Annotated in this window: 20 protein-coding genes; 15 read left to right on the top strand and 5 right to left on the bottom strand. The window is 43.8% G+C overall.

Features of this window, described 5'->3' with window-relative positions:
- Positions 1 to 569: 569 nt before the first annotated feature.
- Positions 570 to 917, bottom strand: coding sequence for a helix-turn-helix domain-containing protein (locus H3V11_RS09585; protein WP_198207664.1), 348 nt, complete (start codon positions 915 to 917; stop codon positions 570 to 572).
- A 114-nt stretch (positions 918 to 1031) separates the two neighbouring features.
- Here H3V11_RS09585 and H3V11_RS09580 point away from each other — a divergent pair, with 114 nt between their 5' ends.
- Complete coding sequence (locus H3V11_RS09580; RefSeq protein ID WP_198224670.1) at positions 1032 to 1592, top strand: NAD(P)H-dependent oxidoreductase; 561 nt, start codon at positions 1032 to 1034, stop codon at positions 1590 to 1592.
- A 261-nt stretch (positions 1593 to 1853) separates the two neighbouring features.
- Here the strand turns inward: H3V11_RS09580 and rnz are convergent, their stop codons facing one another.
- From rnz to H3V11_RS12085, 3 genes are all read right to left on the bottom strand, one after another.
- Positions 1854 to 2771: a ribonuclease Z gene (rnz, locus tag H3V11_RS09575; RefSeq protein WP_025330012.1), complete on the bottom strand. Its 918-nt coding sequence runs from the start codon at positions 2769 to 2771 to the stop codon at positions 1854 to 1856.
- Positions 2772 to 2874: 103 nt separating this feature from the next.
- Positions 2875 to 3108 (bottom strand): lysozyme inhibitor LprI family protein, encoded by a 234-nt coding sequence (locus H3V11_RS09570; RefSeq protein ID WP_198224668.1) that lies wholly within the window; start codon positions 3106 to 3108, stop codon positions 2875 to 2877.
- A gap of 64 nt (positions 3109 to 3172) precedes the next feature.
- Positions 3173 to 3376, bottom strand: coding sequence for an MFS transporter (locus H3V11_RS12085; RefSeq protein ID WP_370570183.1), 204 nt, complete (start codon positions 3374 to 3376; stop codon positions 3173 to 3175).
- Between the two features lie 582 nt (positions 3377 to 3958).
- Here H3V11_RS12085 and H3V11_RS09560 point away from each other — a divergent pair.
- From H3V11_RS09560 to H3V11_RS09500, 13 genes are all read left to right on the top strand, one after another.
- The gene (locus H3V11_RS09560) at positions 3959 to 4735 is read left to right on the top strand and encodes a DUF3304 domain-containing protein (protein ID WP_198207655.1); all 777 of its coding nucleotides are present in this window, start codon (positions 3959 to 3961) and stop codon (positions 4733 to 4735) included.
- Positions 4736 to 5136: 401 nt separating this feature from the next.
- Positions 5137 to 5919 carry a DUF3304 domain-containing protein gene (locus H3V11_RS09555; protein ID WP_198207653.1) on the top strand — a complete coding sequence of 261 codons (783 nt, stop codon included), beginning with the start codon at positions 5137 to 5139 and terminating at the stop codon, positions 5917 to 5919.
- A 400-nt stretch (positions 5920 to 6319) separates the two neighbouring features.
- Positions 6320 to 7102: a DUF3304 domain-containing protein gene (locus tag H3V11_RS09550; RefSeq protein WP_198224664.1), complete on the top strand. Its 783-nt coding sequence runs from the start codon at positions 6320 to 6322 to the stop codon at positions 7100 to 7102.
- A gap of 296 nt (positions 7103 to 7398) precedes the next feature.
- A complete protein-coding gene (locus tag H3V11_RS09545) occupies positions 7399 to 11790 on the top strand; it encodes a phospholipase effector Tle1 domain-containing protein (RefSeq protein WP_198224662.1) in 4392 nt (1463 codons plus the stop codon).
- A 337-nt stretch (positions 11791 to 12127) separates the two neighbouring features.
- On the top strand, positions 12128 to 12910 hold the full coding sequence (locus tag H3V11_RS09540) for a DUF3304 domain-containing protein (RefSeq protein WP_198224660.1): 783 nt from the start codon (positions 12128 to 12130) through the stop codon (positions 12908 to 12910).
- 389 nt (positions 12911 to 13299) lie between these two features.
- Complete coding sequence (locus H3V11_RS09535; protein WP_198224658.1) at positions 13300 to 14082, top strand: DUF3304 domain-containing protein; 783 nt, start codon at positions 13300 to 13302, stop codon at positions 14080 to 14082.
- Positions 14083 to 14486: 404 nt separating this feature from the next.
- Complete coding sequence (locus H3V11_RS09530; protein ID WP_198224656.1) at positions 14487 to 15263, top strand: DUF3304 domain-containing protein; 777 nt, start codon at positions 14487 to 14489, stop codon at positions 15261 to 15263.
- A gap of 70 nt (positions 15264 to 15333) precedes the next feature.
- Positions 15334 to 16116, top strand: a complete 783-nt coding sequence (locus tag H3V11_RS09525) for a DUF3304 domain-containing protein (RefSeq protein WP_198224654.1) — start codon at positions 15334 to 15336, stop codon at positions 16114 to 16116.
- Between the two features lie 70 nt (positions 16117 to 16186).
- Complete coding sequence (locus tag H3V11_RS09520) at positions 16187 to 16969, top strand: DUF3304 domain-containing protein (RefSeq protein ID WP_198224652.1); 783 nt, start codon at positions 16187 to 16189, stop codon at positions 16967 to 16969.
- 70 nt (positions 16970 to 17039) lie between these two features.
- Entirely contained in the window at positions 17040 to 17816 is a 777-nt protein-coding gene (locus H3V11_RS09515) for a DUF3304 domain-containing protein (RefSeq protein WP_198224650.1), read from the top strand.
- Between the two features lie 311 nt (positions 17817 to 18127).
- The gene (locus H3V11_RS09510) at positions 18128 to 22636 is read left to right on the top strand and encodes a phospholipase effector Tle1 domain-containing protein (RefSeq protein ID WP_198224648.1); all 4509 of its coding nucleotides are present in this window, start codon (positions 18128 to 18130) and stop codon (positions 22634 to 22636) included.
- A gap of 325 nt (positions 22637 to 22961) precedes the next feature.
- On the top strand, positions 22962 to 23744 hold the full coding sequence (locus H3V11_RS09505; protein WP_198224646.1) for a DUF3304 domain-containing protein: 783 nt from the start codon (positions 22962 to 22964) through the stop codon (positions 23742 to 23744).
- A gap of 396 nt (positions 23745 to 24140) precedes the next feature.
- On the top strand, positions 24141 to 24923 hold the full coding sequence (locus H3V11_RS09500) for a DUF3304 domain-containing protein (RefSeq protein WP_198224645.1): 783 nt from the start codon (positions 24141 to 24143) through the stop codon (positions 24921 to 24923).
- A gap of 494 nt (positions 24924 to 25417) precedes the next feature.
- Here H3V11_RS09500 and H3V11_RS09495 read toward each other — a convergent pair whose 3' ends face one another.
- The gene (locus H3V11_RS09495; RefSeq protein ID WP_144235832.1) at positions 25418 to 25846 is read right to left on the bottom strand and encodes a hypothetical protein; all 429 of its coding nucleotides are present in this window, start codon (positions 25844 to 25846) and stop codon (positions 25418 to 25420) included.
- Positions 25847 to 26266: 420 nt separating this feature from the next.
- Between H3V11_RS09495 and H3V11_RS09490 the strand changes: the two genes are divergently transcribed.
- Positions 26267 to 26488, top strand: coding sequence for a hypothetical protein (locus tag H3V11_RS09490; RefSeq protein ID WP_198224643.1), 222 nt, complete (start codon positions 26267 to 26269; stop codon positions 26486 to 26488).
- Positions 26489 to 26621: the final 133 nt, after the last annotated feature.

Here is a 26621-nt window from a genome sequence, read left to right as displayed (position 1 = left end):
GTATCAGCCCAGTCGCAACAGGTATGATTTATACCGCCGGATAAAAATTTTTCCTGATAGCAGGGCAGAGCCTGCATTCACCGTCAATCCGGCATCTTCAAGCAGTATTCCGTTTATAATAATACCGCTTAATCCAGCGGATATAGGACACTGTTTTTTTCCGTGTATCACTATCAGACACAGCAGAAATCTTATTTTCTGAACAATAGCCGCATATCCGTGCTTATCGCTAAAACTTATATAGAAAATCCATACACATAAAAATACCGCTATATCGATAACACAATAAACTCAAGATAAACTAACAAACTGATTATGCAAGAATTCCGTATAACTGCATCTACATCAGCTATCACATTGATACTAAAGCTTAAATATAGTCTGATATATTGATTTATATATCTTTACTGCGTATTGTAATCAGCAGAGGAATAAAGATCAGGCAAAGAAATACCATAAATAGAATTTGATAATTTAAAGCTTCCAGGATTACCAATCCCTCCGCCACCAAATTCTGCCTTTAGTCATATAAATACGCCGACAATGTCGGCGGATAAAGTTTTTTCAGATTATGATAATAGGTCATTTTTATGATTATTTCCCCATTGGCAAAGCATATCTAAAATAGGAACTAAAGATTTACCTCGTTCTAATAACCCATATTCCACTTTAGGTGGAATTTGCGGATATTCTTTTCTAAAAATTAATTTATCTTTTTCCATCTCTTTAAGGGTATTACTCAGTGTTTTAAAAGAAATATGATTAATGCTTCGTTTAAGTTCATTAAATCGCATTGAGGGTTGATTTTCGTTTAACCAATAAAGAATAACAATTTTATACTTACCTCGAATCATTGAGAGTGTGTAATTAAATCCACTATCCTCAAAATGATCTTCGGCACAATGATGATTTTCCATGTTCACACTTTCCATAAAGATAGTACATAACAGTAATTACCGTACTTCAAAATTAATCGTATTAATATTAGTATGACTTAATTATTGATAATAATATAGAAAGAATAATTAACAATGAAACGCACTTTAGTGATTGTTGCTCATCCTCACTTAGCCTCTTCGAGTGTTAACCGATGTTGGGTTAATAGATTAAATCAGTATCATGAACAAGTAACCATACATGATTTATATTCTTACTATTCCTCTTATAAAATAGACTCTGGTTTCGAACAAAACTTAATTGAAAATCATCAAAATTTGGTAATTCAATTTCCGATATATTGGTTTAATTGTCCACCATTATTAAAACAATGGTTAGATGACGTTTTCACTTATGGATGGGCATTTGGTGCCTTAGGCGATAAATTAAAAAGTAAAAAAGTAGGTTTAGCTGTTTCGGCAGGTATAAAGAAAGCAGACTATTCTCAAACAGGACATTATAAATATACACTTGAGCAAATTCTCAGCCCCTTTGAATTAACAATAAATTACGTTCAGGCTGATTATCAGCCCGTTTTTGCAATTTATGGCGCAAATAATGAGCCAGACTATCCGGATAAAATTACACAAAAAGATATAGATAAAAGTGCAGATGATTATGTGAATTGGATGAAAAAATTAGGAATGCTAATTTAAAACAGATCATTAAAGTTTATCCATGCTTATTACTAAATAAAATCTGCTATGGACAAAAAATAAGAAATATACAGCATATTTCTTATTTTTTCTAAAGTAATGGGTATTTAATGATTTTATTCTGAATAAAAAATGAAACGGTACAGACTCCTGAATATTTTTTACAAAATCTATAAATTTCAGGCTCAATGAGCTTTTCTTGCGAAACTTTAATACTAATTGAAACATCAGCAAACTAGCCGATAATGTCGGCATATTTTTCTATACTTGGAACGTGGCAAAATCAGTTGCGATTTCAGTATGGATAAAAATGCTCTTAGCCTCATTAACTAATTTAGCATTGTCATTGAGAGAATATCGAGGGCTTATATGCGTTATAATCAATCTTTTAACATTGGCTTGTTTAGCAATCGTGGCTGCATGAACAGTGGTAGAATGACCATGCTCAATTGCTTTTTGTCCTAATGCACTTTCATGCGTTGCTTCATGCACAAGTACGTCAACATCTTTAGCTAATTCAATTGAAGCATCACAAGGTACTGTATCACCTAAAATAGCCAGTTTTTTCCCTTGTTTAAAATCACCAAGATAATTACGACCATCAATGACACGACCATCAGCTAGTGTTACTGTTTTACCTTCTTTTAAATAGGCATAATGTGGACCAGGATTAATATTATCTTGCTGTAATTTGTCGATATCTAAGACAGGTGATGAATCCTTTTCAATAACACGATAACCAAAACAAGGTACCCGATGCGCCAATAATTTGGCTTCAACCCGTAATTTAGTATCTTCAAATACCAAACCATCTTGATCAAGTTCAATAATGTTTAAAGGATAAGTTATCCAGGAATAACTAATATCAATCACAGTTTGAATAAATTGTTTGATACCTTTAGGGCCAATCAAAGTTAGTTCCGATTGATTTTGAGTTAATGAACGTGTAGTTAAAACACCTGGTAAACCAAACAGATGATCACCATGCAAATGTGTTATAAATATCATCTCTAATTTAGCTAAGCTGAATTTTGCTTTCTGCATTTGCATTTGAGTTGCCTCACCACAATCAAAAAGCCATAATCGTCCTCTTTCTTGTCGGAGATCAAGCATAATACTACTGACATTGCGCTCAGCGGTCGGTGAGCCTGAGCTTGTTCCTAAAAAAGTGAGTTTCATAACTATATCAATCTTTTATTGAATGTCTTATTACATACTAAGAATAACAATATATAACTTTATTTTTATGCAATAGCAATAAATAGAAAAAATTTTATAGCAGTTACAAACAATCAGACCAATAAAGATCAAGTTGTTTTGTTCGTTGAAAATTTAGTTCAGCTAAATAAGTGTATTTTAACATATTTAGAGCATTACCAATTGCTCCACCCCCTAACGAATAAGCAAAGTCACACTGTAAATCACGATATTTAATCAATTCTTTATCAGATTTTTTAAGTTTATTTTTTGCAATTACCGATGTACACTTTTTCTTCATAATAATTTGAAAATACATTAAAAAATTTCTGCGGCGAATCTATTTAACTCAGCCTGACTGATATAAAATTTTTTCTAAACATTTAATTAATTCTGCTTCTGAAGAGGAGTAATAGAATCTTCTTACAGCCATACCAATCACTATAAAAACCATAAAACGGTTGCAGCACACCATACGGAAAGAGATATGCAGTTAAAATAATACTTGCCTGAGAAATAGGGCTGCCAAAATCCACTGAAATATCGGGTAAAAAAAGTGAAGCCACCCAATTATCTGCGGCTGAAATAAACCCAGTAAATCCGGGTAAGATAAGAACAAAATAAATTTTTTATAAAATTCATCATTAATTCAGCTTAATATTCTGAGTTATACATTTTGTTACATATCGAAAAAATTTTAGCTATCAGATAACTATTATAGTCCTGAATATTTTCATTTATATATCAAATGATTAACAGATACATTTTAATTATATATTAATGATTACAGAGAGCCGGCGCGTCTTTCAACGATCCTCATTAATTATTTATAATCAACTTTATCGAAATTATTTCAACAACCAATCCTAAAGAAGAAATATCAATTCCATCAATCATAATAAATTGATTCATATACAAATTTTCGACATAAATCAAACCTTCATCAGCAAAAATTAAATATAATATTCAATCTGTTGAGAGTGAATTAGCATTGCTCAATATAATTAATCCATTGCTATACTGTTTGTTTAATTCAATAACAAACAGATTTAGTGCAGATAAAATACAGTAAGCGCATTTATCGGATGATAGTCCGCTATCTATTATTGATTAAATCTGTAGGCCACAGAAACTAATATTGTCTTTTATATCTATAAAGTGAGCATTAAATGTCAGGAAGAAAAATATTCACCGCAAGCCGCCTTATCCGGCTGAGCTTATTACTACTGTCGGCTACCGCAGTTACCTCCTGCGGCGGCGGGTTTGAGCCTTTTGTCGGCGTTACTTCCGGCAAAAACAAAGCCTACGCTGCACCAGTGGAGGCACTTGTATACGTCTATGAAAATATTTCCGGTGGTTCAATCAATGGTGGTTGTATACCGAATACTAATGGTGTCGACGATTACGAAGTAGGTAAAAAGCGTTATGGTGGTGGTTCTACATGTGGAGCAGCTTATCTATCGGCGAAATGGAAACCGGGCATGATGGCACGTATTAACTGGAGGGTTTTGCCATATCCGGGCTGGCATGCGAGAGGATTAGATTTGCCTGGTGTGAATGTTGATCAAAATGAACGTGCTACTATTCAGCAATACAGTGAAAACTATTCAGCAGTAATCCCATTACCACCTCCACCACCATCTGCCGGTGATGATTTTGGCAAGGTAGCAAATATCACAGTGCATTTTCTGGCCTGTAATCAATTGTATATTACTTACGGTACAGTAGAAGAAGGCAGAAATACGCCAATGCATTACAAATTGTTTGCGAAAAGCCAGAAACTATGCACCCCACGTCCATCAATCAAATCCATGGCAGATTACCGGCGCAATAAAGCCAAGCTGGATGCAATCAAGCAGGAGCGGGCAAATATTAAGCAGGTAATCCTGCCCGAATATATTAAGGAACTCGAGCAGCAGGGTAAGCTGCCGGTTACTGCTAAATAGACGGGCAGATTTTGCTGCTTGGTGCGCCGGTTGATTTGGCAACGGCAACAGTGACAGCTGCCGGCGCTGCAACCGGCACTTTCACCACAACGGAATGAATCCCGCATAGCCATAAAAACAAATAAAAACCAGAATATCGCAATATTATGCTGTAAAAAATTAATATATACATAAATAATGTCTTGGTCCGGAAAATTAATTATATTCAGCATATTAATGTAAACAATATCCTGCGCCGGTAGCTGTAATTGTGTAAAATATTGATATGTAATAAAAGCTGGAAGCGATACCATCAATTAAAACCGGCATAAAGCAGAAAAAACAGACACGGCTGCTAATACAAAGTTAACACCGAATTTTGCATAAAAATACCGTATCAATTCAAGAATAGTGAGCATTAAATGTCTGGAAGAAAAATATTCACCGCAAACCGCCTTATCCGGCTGAGCTTATTGCTATTGTCGGTAACCGCGGTTACCTCCTGTGGCGGAGGTTTCGAACCTTTTGTCGGCGTTACGTCCGGCAAGAACAAAGCTTATGCGGCGCCAGTGGAGGCATTGGAATACAATTATGAAAATATGTCTGGTGGTTCAATCAATGGTGGTTGTATTCCCAAAACACCGGGCGTAGATGATTATGAAGTTGGTAAAAAACGCTTTGGTGGAGGTGCAACTTGCGGCGCTGCCTATTTGCCGGCGAAATGGAAACCAGGTATGACTGCGCGAATTCACTGGCGAGTGCTACCATATCCTAAATGGCATCCAAAAATGTTAAATTTGCCCGGTGTGAATTTTGATGAAAAAGAATCAGCTATTATTGGTCAATATGATGAAAATCATTCAGCGGTAATTCCTTTACCACCTCCGCCACCGTCTGCCGGTGATGATTTTGGCAAGGTAAGTAATATCACAGTGCATTTTCTGGCTTGTAATCAGTTATATATTGATTACGGTACTACAGATGATGATACCCGTGAAGCAGTAAAGAAACAGTTTGAACTATTTAGGAAAAGCCAGAAACTATGCACACCGCGCCCGTCAATCAAATTCATGGCGGATTACCGGCGCAATAAAGCCAAACTGGATGCAATCAAACAGGAGCGGGCAAATATTAAGCAGGTAATTCTGCCGGAGTACATTAAAGAACTGGAGCAGCAGGGCAAGCTGCCGGTTACTGGTAAATAGACTGGCGGTTTTTGCTGCTTAGTACGCCGGTTGATTTGGCAACAGTGACAGCCATCGCCGGCGCTGCAACGGACACTTTCACCACAACGGAATTAATCCCGCATAGCCATAAAAACAAATAAAAATCAGAATATCGCAATATTATGCTGTAAAAAATTAATAGATACATAAATAATGTCTTAGTTCGGAAAATTAATTATATTCAGCATATTAATATAAATAATATTCTGCGCCGGTAGTGGTAATTGTGTAAAATATTGATATAGGTAGTAAAAGCCGGAAGCGATACCATCAACCAAAACCGGCATAAAGCAGAAAAAACAGACACGGCTGCTAATACAAAGTTAACACCGAATTTTGCATAAAAATACCGTATCAATTTAAGAATAGTGAGAATCAAATGTCTGGAAGAAAAATATTTACGGCAAGCCGCCTTATCCGGCTGAGCTTATTGCTATTGTCGGTAACCGCTGTTACTTCTTGTGGCGGAGGATTTGAACCTTTTGTCGGCGTTACTTCCGGTAAAAACAAAGCTTATGCTGCGCCGGTGGAGGCACTTGTATACGTCTATGAAAATATCTCTGGTGGTTCAATCAATGGTGGCTGCATTCCGAATACTAATGGTGTTGACGATTATGAGGTTGGTAAAAAACGCTTTGGGGGGGGATCTACTTGTGGTGCAGCTTATCTGCAGGCGAAATGGAAGCCGGGTATGACTGCGCGTATTAACTGGCGAGTGTTACCTTACCCCGGCTGGAAAGCCCGTATGTTAGATATGCCGGGAGTTAATTTTGATGAAAGTCAAAAAAGTATAATGAGGCAATATTATGAAAACTATTCCGCAGTAATACCATTACCACCACCGCCACCGTCTGCCGGTGATGATTTTGGCAAAGTAAGTAATATTACTGTCCATTTTCTGGCTTGTAATCAGTTATATATTGATTACGGTACTACAGATGATGATACCCGCGAAGCGGTAAAGAAACAGTTTGAACTATTTAAGAAAAGCCAGAAGCTGTGTACCCCCCGCCCGTCAATCAAATCCATGGCGGATTACCGGCGTAATAAAGCTAAGATGGATGCAATCAAGCAGGAACGGACAAATATTAAGCAGGTGATTCTGCCGGAATATATAAAGGAACTGGAGCGGCAGGGCAAAATTCCTACGCCTAGTAAATAAAAAATTATTTAATTTTTCGCAGCCATACCGCAGCTTGCCGGTATGGCTGCGTTTTTTATATTGTATTTTTGTTTATAATTATGTAAACAAAAATACAGAAATTGTATTAAATATGTTAAAATAAGCGGTTATGAAAACGGTGCATTCAGATAGCGCTTATATCTGCACAAATGCACAGACCAGGGAGCAGCGTCGGCATCCGGGCAAATACAATCAGCCTGCCTCACAATACGAAGTACTACCGGCCACCGGCACTCAGCTTATTTGTATTTCTTAGTTAAAGAGGGAAACCAGTTATGGCGAGTAACGACGATAATAAAAAACAGCCGAATGCACCTGCCGGTGCACCGCAGCCGGGAGCTAGCGGCGGCGGTAAACCGGGTGAAGGCGGAAAGCCTGCCGGTGGTGGTGCCGCAGGCGGTAAGCCGGGTGCAGGAGATAAACCCGCCGGTGCCGCAGGAGCGGGCAAGCCGGGTGGTGGTAAACCCCCGCTGCCAACGCCGAATAATCCGTTTAATAAAGAAATCAATATAACTAGCATCACTGCCGGCCACTCGCCAGAGCAGAATGATTTCGGAATTTATAAGGATGGTGACGCTGCCGATGCTGCCAATCATCCGCCTCCTGCCAACCCGAAAAAACCGCAGTCCGGGCAAAACCAGCAGAATAAGCCGGCAGCTTCGCAGCAAGGTCAAAAACCGGGCGCTAAAACACCGGCGAAAACAACATCGAATGGTAACAAGCCCGACGACAAATTTCTGCCGCAAACCGGGCCGGGAGTGCCCGCTCTGGACAAACCGCCGAGTATCGGAAAAAAGATCGGCGATAAGCTTAAGCCGTATTTGCCGACGATTAAGCCGATTGAATTTCAGTGGCCGGGCGTGCTTAAACCGGATGAGTTTCCTACTGCCGCCGGTGGTCGCCTGCCGGCTTCAATCAGCAGCATTCAGGAAAACCGCAAAGACAATAATTTTGTTGATCGCACTAAAGCCAAGCCGTGCCAGAAAGTGCTTAAAATCAATTTCTTTTTTGATGGCACCAATAACCATGAAAAAGCTGACAGCGTGGTATCGGGTGCTACACCACCGACCGAAGAACAGCTTGATCCGCTTAAAGAAGCCGCAGCTCAGCAGGCAAAGCTGATTAAGCCGTATACTTATCCGCGTACTTCCAATGCTGCGCGCCTGTTTCATGCCTGTATGGGTGCAGGTGGTCGCCCCGGCGATAATGATAGTAATGAGGAAATGATTAAATACGGCTGGTTCAGGCATTATATTCAGGGCGTCGGCACCCGTTTTGAAGAAATCGGCGATGATGATCCGGGAATGCTCGGCGAGGCACTGGCAAAGTTCGGCCAGGCGCGGATAAACTGGGGTTTAACCCGTTTATGTGCCAGCTTAGGTATCAGTAAAATATTTAATGAGCAGAAACTACCGCTGGAAACCGCGCAGAAAATGGTAAAGGGCATGGATTCGCGTGCCGGGCGCAAAAGCCAGCTCGACAGCTTTCTGGATACCTTGCAGCGCCCGGATTCCAAACCATTACCCGATGCCATTAAGTTGTATGTGGTCGGCTTTTCCCGCGGTGCCGCCGAGGCACGCACTTTTATGAACTGGCTGCTCGACTATCTGCTCGACCGTGATGAAAATGCTGACGCACGCGAGCAGTTGGAAAAGCTGATGGCGGAGCAGGCGAAAGAGCGTATCAAACAGCGTAAGGACGACCGCGCTGCGGCAGAGGCTAAAGCCAAGGAGGAAGCCGAGGCGAAAAACAAAGACAAATCAGATGAGCAGGACAAGGATAATAAAGCCAAGCAGCCGGCTCCTACCGCCGCCGCGCCGGTAAACAGCAGCGCTACCAAAGCCGCCATGCAGCGGGTGCAGGCGCAGGCTGCTACCATGAGCGCCAATGCTCCCAAAGGCAACAAACCGGCTAAGGCCGATGATAAGAAAACAGAAAAACCCTATGAAGGCATAGAACTGAAACTGCTCGGTATCCCGATTTATGTGGAGATGTGTGGTTTGTTTGATACCGTTGCAACAGTTGGTATGTCGCCGCTGGTGGCTATGGTAACCGGTCACTGTTCATGGGCGCATGGCACCATGTCGCTGCAGCGCGCCGGCAGCGCCGGCTTTATTAAAAACTGTTATCACTTTGTTTCTGCGCATGAGCAGCGCAAAAGCTTCTCGGTTGACAGTATCTGTGTTGATGGCGGTTATCCGAAAGGCAATTTCAAGGAATATATCTATCCTGGTGTGCATTCCGATATTGGCGGTGGCTATCCGCCCGGTGAGCAGTTTAAGAGTAATTATGGTATGGGGCATGTGTTGTCACAAATTACCCTGCATGATATGTATGCGCGCTGCTGGGAGCATGGTATGCCTTTACAGGTATCAATGCAACATCCACAATTAGCTACAGATGTAAAGAAGCATACACGTTATAAGTTAAAAAACTATGAAATAATGAGTGATGATGTTGATGATGAATTTGCAACTAAACCAGAAATGGTAGAACGTTTCAATGCTTGGCTGAAAACACTGGAAACCTCAAATATCAGCACCGCACTGCAAAAGCAAGTCCATCATTTCACTGCTTACCGGATTCTGCGCTGGGTACGCTCCGGTATCGCCGGCTATGCGCGTTTCCTTGGTTTACAGCTTTCGAAGGATGGCAGCGTCGGAGAAAAGGAAGACAAAGACACCAAAAACGGTCGTACGGATATTATCAATAAAGGGCGTAAAGAAGCCAACGAAGCCGGTAAAGGCAATTTCCCCGATAAGCCGGTTGCCGATAATGATGAAATGTGGAAACAGGCCGGTCTGGAAGATATTCCGAAAGAAAAACGGCAGGAGTTTCTCGACGGCATTATCAATAAAAATTACGTACCCGGCAACGACGGCTGGGACTTGATTGAAGGCGCCAAGGATTTCAAAGCCGATTATCTGCATGAATTTCATCTGGAGAATATGCTTTCCGCCGGTTTCCTGCTTGATACCCTGTTTGCCGGCAGCATGTATATGCTGAATAACGACGACGAGGCGGCCGAATACAAAGACATTCATGATAATGGCGATGAGCTGTATTTCGGCGCAAAAGTTGCTGATCTTAAAACGCCGGCATCGGGTAATACCAATACCCTTCCGCTGCCGCCACTGGCAAAAAATATTGTTGCCTCAGGCCCGCCGGCAGGCGGTAGTGCACCGGCAGACGGTAAAGGGCAGAAAGGCGAGAATAAAACCAAAATGCCATGGGATTATTCAACGCAGGAAATCAGCGAGATGTTCAAGAATGCCGATAAAGGCGCACTGGTTACCGGTACTCTGCTCGATGTCCTGCGCCAGCGTTATCAGAAGAATCTCCACGGCCTCGAACTGGCTACAAGTTCGGTGATGGATATCTGGCAGCGGCTGCAAAAGGCAGATTTGAGTGAGAAAACGGCGATTATAAACCGGCTGAAAAACCATGCAGAAAAATATTCCGCCAATTATCCGCAGATGGTGCAGATTTTCGACGACCAGATTCATGATTCGCGTGCCTGGTTTATGCATGATTCGCTGCTGCAAAGCCGTGAACCGTTTACCAGCTATTTTGCCCACCGTCTGGTGTTCAGCGGCGGCTTTTCGAATAAGCCGCTGTCGCCGGTGCTATTGGCGAATCGCGTGGTCGGGATAGCCGGGATTGCCCGCAGCGCCTATATGAGCGTGAAATACGGCAATCCGGCCTATATTCTGATTGGTCTGAATAATCCCGAGCTGTTTGTTACCGATGCAGACAGAGCCGCATGGGGGCTGCTCACTCAGGACTATCAGGCGCTGGCTATCGATCCGGATACCGGTAAAATTCTGCCGACTGCTGACAACCTGAAAAAGCTGCGTCAGTTCACCAAGGATTTGCAAACCGCCACCCAGCAGATTAAAGCTGAATATGACAAGCAGAAGCCGTGGACCGATAAGGAATTTCTCGACAAAACCCTCGGTCAGGTTATTCAGAACAGTGATGAAACCATCAAGAATCTGAATGAAATCCGCGAGCTGCTTACCGAGCAGCAAAAGGCGCTGGATAAGATGAAAGAGTCCAATGCCCAGCTGAAGCAGCAGGCTGAGCAGGTGAAACAAATGCTGGATAAGGTTACCGAGAATCAGAAACAACTGGAAAATGCGGTGCAGCAGGCTAAAGCCGGCACACTGGATAAGCAGCAGCTGCAGGAAGCCCTTAAACAGGGGATGACCGTTTATTCCGATCCGGTAGCGGCGCTGCCGCAGGCGAGCCTGATGCAGCCGCCCGGTCTGGAAGACATCAGCAAAGACAGTCTGGCCGAGCATTTACGCCAGCAAATCAGCCAGTACCAGCAAAACAGCCGCATTAGCGCGCAAAACAGTACTGCCTTGCTGGAGAGCGGTGCACAGGATCCGCAAACCCTTGCGCAGGCTTTTTACAACAACAGCGGCGGCGATATTTACGATCAGGCGGTAGAGCAGATGGGTAAATCCGCGCTCAACCGTCTTGGTCTCGGCGATCTGGAAATCAACCAGTATCTGCCGGAAAATATTGCCAGCCGCAGCCAGCCGGAAATCGCCAGCCTGTTGCAGCAGCTGCAAAGCGGTAATATTCCGGCGCAGATGCAGGCGATTTCGCCGCAAAAGATGGAGTTGATTAAAAAAGTACTGCAAAGCTGGCTGCTGTAGCCGTAAGCGGCACGCAGCGTTGTATTCACACTGTTTTTGTTGCAACGCCATTGCCGCCGTACCGGGGCAATGGCGTTTTATTCTGCTGCTCTGCCTGTATGTGAGTAAAGCGCATAGCCAGAATTTTTATCATCGCCGCTTAATTGCTTAAGCTGTTAACAAATATACTGCGCTATTGTGTATGATTGTGTAATATATTGATATATGGAATAAATACCGGAAGTAATACGATAGCTGACAATTGAATAAAGGGAAGGCAGAGATGCAGCGATGAAATCAATTATTAAATACACAATGCAGTAATCACAGCGTTTAACCTAAGAAGAGTGAGAATCAAATGCCTGCTAAAAAAATATTCACCCTAAACCGTTTTATCCGGCTAAGTTTATTGCTGCTGTCGGCTAGCGCCATTACCTCCTGTGGCGGCGGGTTTGAACCTTTTGTCGGCGTTACCTCCGGTAAAAACAAAGCTTATGCTGCACCGGTAGAGGCTCTTGAATACAATTATGAAGATCTGTCTGGTGGTTCAATTAATGGTGGTTGTATTCCCAAAACACCGGGCGTAGATGATTATGAGGTTGGTAAAAAACGCTACGGCGGTGGTTCTACATGTGGCGCAGCCTATTTGTCGGCGAAATGGAAGCCAGGTATGACAGCTCGTATTAACTGGCGAGTTTTGCCTTATCCAGATTGGCGACCAAAAATATTGAATAAACCGGGCTTAGTTATAGATCGTAAAGAATCAGATATTATGGATCAGTATGCTGAGAACTATTCAGCAGTAATCCCATTACCACCCCCGCCACCATCTGCCGGAGATAATTTTGGTAAAGTAAGTAATATTACTGTTCATTTTCTGGCTTGTAATCAGTTATATATTGATTATGGCACCACGGATGATGATACACGCGAAGCAGTCAAGAAACAGTTCGCACTGTTTGCGAAAAGTGAGAAGCTATGCACGCCGCGCCCTATAGTAAAAACCATGGCAGATTACCGGCGTAACAAAGCCAAAATGGATGCAATTAAGCAGGAACGGGCTAATATTAAGCAGGTGATTCTGCCCGAATATATAAAGGAACTGGAGCAGCAGGGCAAGCTGCCGGTTAGCAGTAAATAAGTTTTGCAGGCTTGCTGTGGTCGCCGGCTGACAACTTACCGGTGCAAGTAAGCTTGCGCCGGCGAGCCTGAACTGTTCTCTTTGCAAAAAAGCCGGCTGATTTAGCCATAGCCGGAATCTTCTGAAAATAACGCCATTGTTCCCATACGGGTACAGTGGCGTTTTATTATCCGCAGTACAAATATCGGTTCGACTAATAAAAAACTTTCGTTTCTGCGCCAGATATTGGTAATATCATTGCATAAAAACTGACAGATGTAAGCAGTACCGGCAACAGGACGATAACAAAAACCGGAATAAAGCGGAAATCAGAGATGCAGCTACCAAATCAATTATTAAATACACAATGCAGTAATCACAGCGTTTAACCCAAAAAGAGTGAGAATCAAATGTCTGGTAAAAAAATATTCACCGTAAACCGCCTTATTCAGCTAAGTGTATTACTGCTGTCGGCTACCGCCATTACCTCCTGCGGCGGCGGCTTCGAACCGTTTGTCGGTGTTACTTCCGGCAAAAATAAAGCCTACGCTGCACCAGTTGAGGCACTTGTATACGTCTATGAAAATATTTCCGGCGGCTCAATCAATGGTGGCTGCATTCCGAATACTAATGGTGTCGACGATTATGAAGTTGGTAAAAAACGCTTTGGTGGAGGATCTACTTGTGGAGCAGCCTATCTGCCGGCGAAATGGAAGCCGGGCATGATGGCGCGTATTAACTGGCGGGTTTTACCTTATCCTGCTTGGCATCCAAGAATGTTAAATTTACCCGGTGTGAATTTTGATGAGAAAGAGTTTGCTATTATTGATCAGTATGCTGAAAACTATTCAGCAGTAATCCCATTACCACCTCCGCCATCATCTATGGGTGATGATTTTGGCAAGGTAAGTAATATCACCGTGCATTTTCTGGCTTGTAATCAGTTATATATTGATTATGGCACCACAAATGATGATACCCGTGAAGCAGTAAAGAAACAGTTTGAACTATTTAGGAAAAGCCAGAAACTATGCACACCGCGCCCATCAATTAAATCTATGGCAGATTACCGGCGCAATAAAGCCAAGCTGGATGCAATCAAGCAGGAGCGGGCAAATATTAAGCAGGTAATCCTGCCCGAATATATAAAGGAACTGGAGCAGCAGGGCAAGCTGCCGGTTACTGGTAAATAGACTGGCGGTTTTTGCTGCTTAGTGCGCCGGTTGATTTGGCAACGGCAACAGTGACAGCCGCTGCCGGCTCTGCAACCGGCACTTTCACCACAACAGAATTAATTCCGAATAGCCATAAAACTAAATAAAAACCAGAATATCGCAATATTATGCTGTAAAAAACTTAGCATATACATAAAAATGTCTTAGTCCGGAAAATTAATTATATTCAGCATATTAATGTAAACAATATTCTGTGCCGGTAGCTGTAATTGTGTAAAATATTGATATGTAATAAAAGCTGGAAGCGATACCATCAATTAAAACCGGCATAAAGCAGGCAAATCAGACACGGCTGCTAATACAAAGTTAACACCGAATTTTGCATAAAAATACCGTATTAATTTAAGAATAGTGAGAATCAAATGTCCGGAAGAAAAATATTTACGGCAAGCCGTCTTATCCGGTTGAGTTTATTGCTGCTGTCGGCTACTGCCATTACCTCCTGCGGCGGAGGCTTTGAACCTTTTGTTGGCGTTACTTCCGGCAAAAACAAATCCTATGCCGCGCCGGTCGAGGCACTGGAGTATAACTATGAAAATATGTCCGGTGGTTCGATTAATGGTGGTTGTATTCCCGGGACTAATGGTGTAGATGATTATGAGGTGGGTAAAAAACGCTTTGGTGGAGGATCTACTTGTGGAGCTGCCTATCTGCCGGCGAAATGGAAGCCGGGTATGACTGCGCGAATTCACTGGCGAGTGCTACCATATCCTAAATGGCATCCAAAAATGTTAAATTTGCCCGGTGTGAATTTTGATGAAAAAGAATCAGCTATTATTGATCAATATGATGAAAATCATTCAGCGGTAATTCCTTTACCGCCTCCACCGCCATCAGCCGGTGATGATTTTGGCAAAGTAAGGAATATCACAGTGCATTTTCTGGCCTGTAATCAATTGTATATTACTTACGGTACAGTAGAAGAAGGCAGAAATACCCCGATGCATTACCAGCTTTTTGCGAAAAGTGAGAAACTATGCACACCGCGCCCATCAATTAAATCCATGGCAGATTACCGGCGTAATAAAGCAAAAATGGATGCAATCAAACAGGAGCGGGCAAATATTAAGCAGGTAATCCTGCCGGAATATATAAAGGAACTGGAGCAACAGGGCAAGTTGCCGGTTACAGGTAAATAGACGACACATAACGGGCTGTGAATATTATCTGTAGTGTTTTTTAAAACAAGAATAGAAGAGTGAGCATTAAATGTCTGGAAGAAAAATATTTACTGCTAGCCGCCTTATCCGGCTAAGTTTATTGCTGCTGTCGGCTACCGCCATCACCTCCTGCGGCGGCGGTTTTGAACCTTTTGTCGGTGTTACCTCCGGTAAAAATAAAGCCTACGCTGCACCAGTTGAGGCACTTGTATACGTCTATGAAAATATTTCCGGCGGCTCAATCAATGGTGGCTGTATTCCCGGGACTAATGGTGTCGACGATTATGAAGTTGGTAAAAAACGCTTTGGTGGAGGATCTACTTGTGGAGCTGCCTATCTGCCGGCGAAATGGAAACCGGGCATGACAGCACGTATCAACTGGGAGGTTTTACCTTACCCAGGCTGGAAAGCACGTATGTTAGATATGCCGGGAGTTAATTTTGATGAAAGTCAAAAAAGTATAATGAGGCAATATTATGAAAACTATTCAGCAGTAATCCCATTACCACCACCGCCAGCATTTGCTGGTGATGATTTTGGCAAGGTAAGAAATATCACAGTGCATTTTCTGGCCTGTAATCAGATTTTTATTGATTACGGTACCCGACAGGAAAATGCACCGGAAGTAGTAAAAAAACAGTTTGAACTATTCGCGAAAAGCCAGAAACTATGTACACCGCGCCCGTCAATCAAATCCATGGCAGATTACCGGCGTAATAAAGCCAAGATGGATGCAATTAAGCAGGAACGGGCAAATATTAAGCAGGTAATCTTGCCGGAATATATAAAGGAACTGGAGCAACAGGGCAAGTTGCCGGTTACAGGTAAATAGACGACACATAACGGGCTGTGAATATTATCTGTAGTGTTTTTTAAAACAAGAATAGAAGAGTGAGCATTAAATGTCTGGTAAAAAAATATTCACCGTAAACCGTTTTATCCGGCTAAGTTTATTACTGCTGTCGGCTACCGCTATTACCTCCTGTGGCGGCGGTTTTGAACCATTTGTCGGCGTTACTTCCGGCAAAAATAAAGCCTACGCTGCACCAGTTGAGGCACTTGTATACGTCTATGAAAATATTTCCGGTGGCTCAATCAATGGTGGCTGCATTCCCGGGACTAATGGTGTAGATGATTATGAGGTGGGCAAAAAACGTTACGGTGGTGGTGCTACTTGTGGAGCTGCCTATTTGCCGGCGAAATGGAAACCGGGCATGACAGCACGTATTTACTGGCGGGTTTTACCTTATCCTGCTTGGAATCCCAGAGCTCTAAATTTACCCGGTGTAAATGTTGATAAGAATGAAGAAGCTATTATAGCTCAGTATGATGAAAATCATTCAGCAGTAATACCATTACCCCCTCCACCACCATCTGCCGGTGATGATTTTGGCAAAGTAAGTAATATCACTGTCCATTTTCTGGCTTGTAATCAGTTATATATTGATTACGGTACTACAGACGATGATACCCGTGAGGCAGTAAAGAAACAGTTTGAACTATTTAAGAAAAGCCAGAAGCTGTGTACCCCGCGCCCATCAATCAAATCCATGGCGGACTACCGTCGCAATAAAGCCAAGCTGGATGCAATCAAGCAGGAGCGGGCAAATATTAAGCAGGTAATCCTGCCGGAATATATAAAGGAACTGGAGCAACAGGGCAAGTTGCCGGTTACAGGTAAATAGACGACACATAACGGGCTGTGAATATTATCTGTAGTGTTTTTTAAAACAAGAATAGAAGAGTGAGCATTAAATGTCTGGAAGAAAAATATTTACTGCTAGCCGCCTTATCCGGCTAAGTTTATTGCTGCTGTCGGCTAGCGCCATCACCTCCTGCGGCGGCGGTTTTGAACCTTTTGTTGGCGTTACTTCCGGCAAAAACAAATCCTATGCCGCACCAGTGGAGGCGCTTGTATACGTCTATGAAAATGTAGGTGGTGGTTCAATCAATGGTGGCTGTATTCCCAATACCAATGGTGTTGACGATTATGAGGTGGGTAAAAAACGCTATGGAGGTGGTTCTACGTGTGGCGCAGCTTATCTACCAGCGAAATGGAAACCGGGTATGACGGCGCGTATTAACTGGAGAGTTTTCCCTTACCCCGGTTGGCGTGCGCGTGGATTAAATGTACCTGGAGTAGTAATAGATCGTAAAGAAGCAAATATCATTGATCAGTATGATGAGCACTATTCAGCAGTAATCCCATTACCACCCCCGCCACCGTCTGCCGGTGATGATTTTGGCAAGGTGGCAAATATTACAGTGCATTTTCTGGCTTGTAATCAATTGTATATTACTTACGGTACAATCGAGGAAGGCAGAAATACGCCAATGCATTATAAGCTTTTTGCCAAAAGCCAGAAGCTGTGTACGCCGCGTCCATCAATTAAATCCATGGCAGATTACCGGCGCAATAAAGCTAAGCTGGATGCAATTAAAAAAGAACGTGACAATATCCAGCAGGTAATCCTGCCCGAATATATTAAGGAGCTGGAGCAGCAGGGCAAAATTCCTACGCCGAGTAAATAAAATATCATTTAATTTTTCGCAGCCATACCGCAGCTTGCCGGTATGGCTGCGTTTTTTTTTATCGTGTATTTTTATTTATAATTATGTAAACAAATCTATATAAACTGTATTATATATGTTAAAATAAGTAGTTACAAAAAATTGTGTATCGGGCATGCAAATAATGATTATATCTGAATAAATGCACAAAACAGACAAGGGAGCAGCGTCGGCATCCGGGCAAACAGAATCAGCCTGCCAGACAATATGGAGCACTACCGGCCACCGGCACTCAGCTTATTTGTATTTCTAAGTTAAAGAGGAAACCAGTTATGGCGAGTAACGACGATAATAAAAAACAGCCGGATGCACCAGCCGGTGCTGCGCAGCCGGGAGGGAGCGGTGGCGGTAAACCGGGTGCAGGCGGAAAACCTGCCGGTGGCGGTGCCGCAGGTGGTAAACCGGGTGCAGGAGATAAACCGGCTGCTGGCGCAGGAGCGGGCAAGCCGGGTGGCGGCAAAGCGCCGCTGCCAACGCCGAATAACCCGCACAATAAAGAAATCAGTATAACGGATATCACTGCCGGCCACTCGACAGAGCAGAATGATTACGGTATTTATCAGGATGGTGACGCTGCTGCCGCAGCCAACCGTCTGCCTCCTGCCGAGCAGAAAAAACCGGAGGCCGGGAAAAAACAGCCAAATAAGCCGGCAGCTTCGCAGCAAGGTCAAAAACCGGGCGGTAAAACGCCGGCGAGTACAACACCGGACGGTAAAAAGCCTGATGCTAAAACACCGGATGGTAACAAGACCGACGGCAAAAACCTGCCATCAACCGTGCCGGGAGCACCCGCTCTGGACAAACCACCGAGTATCGAAAAAAAGATCGGCGATATGCTTGAGCCGTATTTGCCGACGATTAAGCCGATTGAATTTCAGTGGCCGGGGGTGCTTAAGCCGGATGAGTTTCCTACTACTCCGGCAGGTCGTTTGCCGGCTTCCATCAGCAGCATTCAGGAAAACCGCAAAGACAATAATTTTGTCGACCGCACTAAAGCCAAGCCGTGCCAGAAAGTGCTTAAAATCAGCTTCTTTTTTGATGGCACCGATAACCACGAAAAAGCCGATAGTGCAGTGTCCGGCGCTACGCCGCCAACTGCAGAGCAGCTCGATCCGCTTAAAGATGCAGCGGCTCAGCAGGCAAAGCTGATTAAACCATATACTTTTCCGCGTACTTCCAATGTCGCGCGCCTGTTTCATGCCTGTATGGGGGCCGGTGGGCGCCCCGGCGATAATAACCGCGATGAGGAAATGATTAAAAACGGCTGGTTTCGTTATTATATTCAGGGCGTCGGCACCCGCTTTGAAGAAATCGGCGACGATAATCCGGTGATACTTGGTGAGGCGCTGGCGAAATTCGGCCAGGCACGGATTAACTGGGGTTTAACCCGTATCTGCGATTGTTTGGGTATCAGTAAAATATTTAATGAAAAAGATTTACCGCTGGAAATGGCGCAGAAAATGGTAAAGGGCATGGATTCGCGTGCCGGGCGCAAAAGCCAGCTCGACAGCTTTCTGAATACCTTGCAGCGCCCGGATTCCAAACCATTGCCGAAGGCAATTAAGCTGTATGTGGTCGGTTTTTCCCGCGGTGCCGCTGAAGCACGCACCTTTCTGAACTGGCTGCTTGACTACCTGCTCGACCGTGACGAAAATGCTGCGGCGCGCGAGCAGCTGGAGAAGCTGGTGGCGCAGCAGGCAGAAGAGCGCACCAAACAGCGTAAGAACGACCGCGCTGCGGCAGAGGCAGCGGCTAAAGCCAAACAGGAAGCCGAGGCGAAAAATAAAGACAAGTCAGCCGGGCAGGACAAGGATAAAACCCCGGCCGATGCACAGGGTAAAGATAAAGACCAGCCCGATGCACAGAACAAGGATAAAGCCCGGCAGGCCTGCGGACCGGTAAACAGCAGCGCCGACAAAGCTGCCATGCAGCGGGTGCAGGCGCAGGCTGCCAGCATGACTGCCGATGCTTCCAAAGGCAAAAAACCGGCTAAGACTGATGATAAAGAAAAAGAAAAACCTTATGAAGGTATTGAGCTGAAACTGCTCGGTATCCCGATTTATGTTGAGATGTGCGGCTTGTTTGATACCGTAGCTACTGTCGGTATGTCGCCGCTGGTGGCTATGGTAACCGGCCACTGTTCATGGGCGCACCGCACCATGTCGCTGCAGCGCGCCGGCAGCGCCGGCTTTATCAAAAACTGCTATCACTTTGTTTCCGCGCATGAGCAGCGCAAGAGCTTCTCAGTCGACAGTATCTGTGTTGACGGCGGCTATCCGAAAGGCAATTTCAAGGAATATATCTACCCCGGTGTGCATTCCGATATCGGTGGTGGCTATCCGCCCGGCGAGCAGTTTAAGAGTAATTATGGTATGGGGCATGTGCTGGCACAGATTACCCTGCATGATATGTATGCGCGCTGCTGGGAACATGGCATGCCTTTGCAAGTATTACGAGATCATCCAGCCTTAAAGAAAGATATGCAGAAACATCCGCGCTTTCAGTTGAAAAACTATGAATATATGGATGATAAAACTGAGAATGAATTTGCAACTAAAACAGAAATGGTAGAGCGCTTTAATGCCTGGCTGAAAACGCTGGAAACCTCGAATATCAGCACCGCACTGCAAAAGCAGATTCACCATTTCACCGCCTATCGCATTCTGCGCTGGGTGCGCTCGGGTATTGCCGGTTATGCGCGTTTCCTCGGCTTACAGCTTACGCCTGGCGGCAGCGTCGGAGAAAAGGAAGACAAAGACACCAAAAAAGGCCGTACTGAAATTATTGACAAGGGGCGTAAAGAATCCAATGAAGCCGGTAAAGGCAATTTTCCCGATAAGCCGGTTGCCGATAATGATGAAATGTGGGAGCAGGCCGGTCTGGGGGATATTCCGAAAGAGCAGCGGCAGGAATTTCTCGACGGCATTATCAATAAAAATTATGTAGCCGGTAATGACGGCTGGGATCTGATTGAAGGTGCCAAGGATTTCAAGGCCGATTATCTGCATGAATTCAATCTGGAAAATATGCTCTCCGCCGGCTTCCTGCTTAATACAATGTTTGCCGGCAGTATGTATATGCTGAATAACGACGACGAGGCGGCAGAATACAAAGACATCCATGATAACGGCGACGAGCTGTATTTCGGTGCGAAAGTTGCTGATCTTAAAACGCCGGCATCGGGTAATACCGGTACCATTCCTCTGCCGCCAATGGCGAAAAATATTGTCGCCTCAGACACGCCGCCGGGGAGCAGCACACCAGCCGGCGGCACTGCCCCGGCAGACGGCAAAGCTCCTGCCGATGGCAAAGCCCCGGCAGACGCAAACAAAGGCAAAAAGCCATGGGAATATTCGGCGAAGCAAATCAGCGAGATGTTCCAGAATGCCGATAAAGGCGCACTGGTTACCGGTACCATGCTTAATGTCCTGCGCCAGCGCTATCAGAATAATCTGCACGGTCGTGATCTGGCGACAAATGCGGTCAAGGATATCTGGCAGCGGCTGCAACAGGCAGATTTGCGCGAGAAAATTGTCATTCACAAGCGGCTGAAAACCCATGCAGAAAAATATTCGGCCAATTATCCGCAGATGGTGCGGATTTTCGACGACCAGATTCATGATTCGCGCGCCTGGTTTATGCATGATTCGCTGCTGAAAAGCCGCGAACCGTTTACCAGTTATTTTTCCCACCGTCTGGTGTTCAGCGACGGCTTTTCAAATAAACCGCTGTCGCCGGTGCTGCTGGCTAATCGCGTGGTCGGGATAGCGGGGATTGCCCGCAGCGCCTATATGAGCGTGAAATACGGCAATCCGGCCTATATTCTGATTGGTCTGAATAATCCCGAGCTGTTTGTTACCGATGCAGACAGGGCCGCATGGGGGCTGCTCACTCAGGACTATCAGGCACTGGCCATTGATCCGGATACCGGTAAAATTCTGCCGACTGCCGACAACCTGAAAAATCTGCGCAAGTTCACCAAGGATTTGCAAACCGCCACCCAGCAGATTAAAGCCCAATATGACAAACAGCAGCCGTGGACAGATAAGGAATTTCTCGATAAAGCCCTCGGCCAGGTTATTCAGAGCAGTGATGAAACCATCAAGAATCTGAATGAAATCCGCGAACTGCTTACCGAGCAGCAAAAAGCACTGGATCAGATGAAAGAGTCCAATGCCCAGCTGAAGCAGCAGGCTGAGCAGGTGAAACAAATGCTGGATAAGGTTACCGAAAATCAGAAACAGCTGGAAAATGCGGTGCAGCAGGCTAAAGCCGGCACACTGGATAAGCAGCAGTTGCAGGAAGCCCTTAAGCAGGGGATGACCGTTTATTCCGATCCGGCAGCGGCGCTGCCGCAGGCAAGCCTGATGCAGCCGCCCGGTCTGGAAGACATCAGCAAAGACAGTCTGGCCGACCATCTGCGCCAGCAAATCAGCCAGTACCAGCAAAACAGCCGCATCAGCGCGCAGAACAGTACAGCCTTGCTGGAGAGCGGTGCACAGGATCCGCAGACGCTTGCGCAGGCTTTTTACAACAACAGCGGCGGCGATATTTATGATCAGGCAGTAGAGCAGATGAGTAAATCCGCGCTCAGCCGGCTTGGTCTCGGCGATCTGGAAATCAACCAGTATCTGCCGGAAAATATTGCCAGCCGCAGCCAGCCGGAAATCGCCAGCCTGTTGCAGCAGCTGCAAAGCGGTAATATTCCGGCGCAGATGCAGGCGATATCGCCGCAAAAGATGGAATTGATTAAAAAAGTACTGCAAAGCTGGCTGCTGTAGCCGTAAGCGGCACGCAGCGTTGTATTCACGCTGCCTTTGTTGCAACGCCATTGCCGCCATACCGGGGCAATGGCGTTTTATTCTGCTGCTTTGCCTGTACTGTGAGTAAAGCGCATAGCCAGAATTCTTATCATCGCTGCTTAATCGTTTAGGCTGTTAACAAAGATACTGCGCTACTGCGTATAATTGTGTAATATATTGATATATGGAATAAATGCCGGAAGTAGTACGATATTAACAATTAAATAAAGGAGATATAGAAATGCAATTATTAAATACACAATGCAGTAATCACAGTGTTTAACCCAAGAAGAGTGAGAATCAAATGCCTGCTAAAAAAATATTCAGCGTAAACCGTCTTATCCGGCTAAGTTTATTGCTGCTATCGGTAACCGCTGTTACCTCCTGCGGCGGCGGTTTTGAGCCTTTTGTCGGCGTTACTTCCGGTAAAAACAAATCTTATGCCGCGCCAGTGGAAGCGCTGGAATACAACTATGAAAATGTACACGGTGGTTCAATTAATGGTGGTTGTATACCAAATACACCGGGCGTAGATGATTATGAAGTCGGAAAAAAACGTTATGGTGGTGGCGGCTCTTGTGGCGCTGCCTATCTGCCGGCGAAATGGAAGCCAGGGATGACAGCAAAAATTTATTGGACAGTATTACCTTATCCGGGTTGGCATGCGAAAGTTCTTAATGTTCCTGGATTAGAATTTGACCAAAATGAAAAAAATGCAATAGGACAGTATCATGAAAGTCATTCAGCAATTATACCTTTGCCGCCTCCACCACCATTTGCAGGTGATGATTTTGGTAAGGTAAGAAATATTACCGTTCATTTTTTAGCCTGTAATCAGATATTTATTGATTATGGCACCCGACAGGAAAATGCACCGGAAGTAGTAAAAAAACAGTTTGAACTATTTAAGAAAAGCCAGAAACTGTGTACTCCACGCCCTTCAATAAAATCTATGGCGGATTACCGGCGCAATAAAGCTAAGCTGGATGCAATTAAGCAGGAGCGGGCAAATATTAAGCAGGTAATCCTGCCGGAATATATAAAGGAGCTGGAGCAGCAGGGCAAACTGCCGGTTAGCAGTAAATAAATTCTGCAGGCTTGCCGGGGTCGCCGGCTGACAATTTACCGGTGCAAGTAAGCTTGCGCCGGCAAGCCTGAACTGTTGTCTTTGCAAAAAAGCTGGCTGATTCAGCCATAGCCTGAATCTGGAATTTTATTAAAATAACGCCATTGTTCCCATACGGGTGCAGTGGCGTTTTATTATCCGCAGTGTAAATACAGGTTCGACTAATAAAAAATTTCCGTTTCTGCGCCAGATATTGGTAATATCATTGCATAAAAACTGACAGATGTAAGCAGTACCGTCAACAGGGTGATAACAAAAACCGGAATAAAGGGGAAGGTGCAGATGCAGCGATGAAATCAATTATTAAATACACCATGCAGTAATCACAGTGTTTAACCCAAGAAGAGTGAGCATCAAATGTCTGCTAAAAAAATATTCACCGTAAACCGCCTTATCCGGCTAAGTTTATTGCTGCTGTCGGCTACCGCCATCACCTCCTGCGGCGGCGGTTTTGAGCCTTTTGTCGGCGTTACTTCCGGTAAAAACAAATCCTATGCCGCGCCGGTAGAGGCATTGGAATACAACTATGAAAATGTACATGGTGGTTCAATTAATGGTGGTTGTATTCCAAACACAGCGGGCGTAGATGATTATGAGGTTGGCAAAAAACGCTTTGGTGGTGGTTCAACTTGCGGTGCCGCCTATCTGCCGGCGAAATGGAAACCGGGTATGACTGCGCGTATTAACTGGACAGTGTTACCTTATCCGGGTTGGCATGCAAGAGGATTAAATTTACCAGGGGTCAATTTTGATGAAAATGAAAAAAAAGCAATAGCACAATATCATGAAAGTCATTCAGCAGTAATACCACTTCCACCTCCACCACCATCTATGGGTGATGATTTTGGTAAGACAAGTAATATTACTGTCCATTTCCTAGCTTGTAACCAAATATATATTGATTATGGCACCAAAGATGATGATGCTCGTGAGGCAGTAAAGAAACAGTTTGAACTATTTAAGAAAAGCCAGAAACTGTGTACACCACGCCCTTCAATCAAATCTATGGCGGATTACCGGCGCAATAAAGCTAAACTGGATGCAATTAAAAAAGAACGTGACAATATCCAGCAGGTAATCCTGCCCGAATATATAAAGGAACTGGAGCAGCAGGGCAAGCTGCCGGTTAGCAGTAAGTAAGTTTTGCAGGCTTGCTGTGGTCGCCGGCTGACAATTTACCGGTGCATGTAAGCTTGCGCCGGCAAGCCTGAACTGTTCTCTTTGCAAAAAAGCCGGCTGATTTAGCCATAGCCGGAATCTGGAATTTTATTAAAATAACGCTATTGTTCCTCTATTGGGGCAGTGGCGTTTTATTATCCGCAGTGAATATGGCAAATATCGTTTGAATAATAACAAATCTCCAGTTCTGTGCTGGTTATTGATAATATATTTGCATAAAATGCTGATGGATGTATTTAATTATTTTTAATAAAGCAATAAAAATAAATAGGAATACAGACCAGTGGAAAAATAAATTAACAGCTAAATCCTGAATATAAAGATAAAACGTTCAGCTGTTAATTTTGCCGGATTGGTTAAATATGCTGATGGTTTTATTTGATATTATAAATTATTTTCTCTGTTATTATTCTCTCACTAATAATACGGTATGTGACTATTAAAAATTTATCTGGTTAATGATGTTCTTGCCGGATTTTGTGCTCTTTGTTTCGGGATTGTGTACTGCTATTGCGGATTTTGATGGGAGCAGGTGTATTTTTGATACCGGAATTCGGTAAAGTGTGTGTGTTGGTGATGCTGGCATGTTTTAATCTGATAATATTTCTGACCGATGCAAAGATAATTAAAGCAATACATATTAATACGGAGAATCTGGCGCTTGTTTGCAGTGAGCTTATGCGGTTTTTTCTTCTTACGGTTTTATCAGGGTTGAAATAGTAATGATACAGGCGCAAAAACAGGGAAGGGGTTGCGGTGCGTGCAGATGTCTGTGTTTCCGGGCTGATTTTGCCTTTGCTTAGGGGCTGCTTATCACTGCCTGTTTGTTGCCGGTTTATTTTTTTAAATTTATTCTGCCGGTTGAATTTGTTTACTCGTACCATGATTAATCCTTTGATATCAGCTGCTTCCTGCCGGATATTCGTGCTCTTAATGCCTGAATAACTATTTGCCGGTATTAAGACCTGCACTAAGGCTGGTAACTATGCAGGTTGTATGCCGGATTGTGTCTGGCACTGAAACCGGAAGAAAGCATGTGTTGATAAAAATTTCGGGTTGTTGATTGTGCGGGTAAAGATGTGTGTATTTTTATTTGAATGAATTTTCAAATTTAATTCTGATAATTGTACATAAAAACTTAGTTTTGTAGTCTGATTATTATATGAAATAAATTAATGCAGATATTAATGTATGCATGGGTTTATGGCGGCTCAGTGATTTATTATGGCTTTTTGTAACTGGCTGATGTGATGCGGTTCATTTCCGGAAGATGTTTTGCTGAAAATATGTTTACGGAATGAATTGTGTTGAAGGCGCAATGCCATTTTAACGGATGTGGTATGACAGCTTGTGTGTTGTATTCTGTGCTTTCTGGCTGGCTGGATTTTTATGCTTTGAATATTAAGCATATTTTATTTTATACGGGCAGTGTGCGTCTGACAGGTAAGTATTTCGCTGTTAAGTCTGCCCGATGGCAGACAAAGGCAATTTGGGTTTTTCCGGTGATGGATGCTGAATTTAATTAATCGGTAAATTATTGTTTGTATTTCATCTGATTTGGTTTAGTATTTGCTTAATTATTACTAAACTGTTTAATTGATACGTTTTTGGTTAGTATAATTGTATATTGCTTATATAAATTGGGTATATAATTATTAC

The organism is Snodgrassella sp. W8158, from assembly GCF_016100435.1.
GTDB classification, from domain to species: Bacteria; Pseudomonadota; Gammaproteobacteria; order Burkholderiales; family Neisseriaceae; genus Snodgrassella; species Snodgrassella alvi.
Note: the sequence above shows the minus strand (reverse complement) of the source record. Positions and strands in the feature narration are given on the sequence as shown.

Coding starts and splice junctions, on each gene's coding strand:
- H3V11_RS09585 (WP_198207664.1), bottom strand. CDS start 917: ATGGAAAATCATCATTGTGCCGAAGATCATTTTGAGGATAGTGGATTT.
- H3V11_RS09580 (WP_198224670.1), top strand. CDS start 1,032: ATGAAACGCACTTTAGTGATTGTTGCTCATCCTCACTTAGCCTCTTCG.
- rnz (WP_025330012.1), bottom strand. CDS start 2,771: ATGAAACTCACTTTTTTAGGAACAAGCTCAGGCTCACCGACCGCTGAG.
- H3V11_RS09570 (WP_198224668.1), bottom strand. CDS start 3,108: ATGTATTTTCAAATTATTATGAAGAAAAAGTGTACATCGGTAATTGCA.
- H3V11_RS09560 (WP_198207655.1), top strand. CDS start 3,959: ATGTCAGGAAGAAAAATATTCACCGCAAGCCGCCTTATCCGGCTGAGC.
- H3V11_RS09555 (WP_198207653.1), top strand. CDS start 5,137: ATGTCTGGAAGAAAAATATTCACCGCAAACCGCCTTATCCGGCTGAGC.
- H3V11_RS09550 (WP_198224664.1), top strand. CDS start 6,320: ATGTCTGGAAGAAAAATATTTACGGCAAGCCGCCTTATCCGGCTGAGC.
- H3V11_RS09545 (WP_198224662.1), top strand. CDS start 7,399: ATGGCGAGTAACGACGATAATAAAAAACAGCCGAATGCACCTGCCGGT.
- H3V11_RS09540 (WP_198224660.1), top strand. CDS start 12,128: ATGCCTGCTAAAAAAATATTCACCCTAAACCGTTTTATCCGGCTAAGT.
- H3V11_RS09535 (WP_198224658.1), top strand. CDS start 13,300: ATGTCTGGTAAAAAAATATTCACCGTAAACCGCCTTATTCAGCTAAGT.
- H3V11_RS09530 (WP_198224656.1), top strand. CDS start 14,487: ATGTCCGGAAGAAAAATATTTACGGCAAGCCGTCTTATCCGGTTGAGT.
- H3V11_RS09525 (WP_198224654.1), top strand. CDS start 15,334: ATGTCTGGAAGAAAAATATTTACTGCTAGCCGCCTTATCCGGCTAAGT.
- H3V11_RS09520 (WP_198224652.1), top strand. CDS start 16,187: ATGTCTGGTAAAAAAATATTCACCGTAAACCGTTTTATCCGGCTAAGT.
- H3V11_RS09515 (WP_198224650.1), top strand. CDS start 17,040: ATGTCTGGAAGAAAAATATTTACTGCTAGCCGCCTTATCCGGCTAAGT.
- H3V11_RS09510 (WP_198224648.1), top strand. CDS start 18,128: ATGGCGAGTAACGACGATAATAAAAAACAGCCGGATGCACCAGCCGGT.
- H3V11_RS09505 (WP_198224646.1), top strand. CDS start 22,962: ATGCCTGCTAAAAAAATATTCAGCGTAAACCGTCTTATCCGGCTAAGT.
- H3V11_RS09500 (WP_198224645.1), top strand. CDS start 24,141: ATGTCTGCTAAAAAAATATTCACCGTAAACCGCCTTATCCGGCTAAGT.
- H3V11_RS09495 (WP_144235832.1), bottom strand. CDS start 25,846: ATGGTACGAGTAAACAAATTCAACCGGCAGAATAAATTTAAAAAAATA.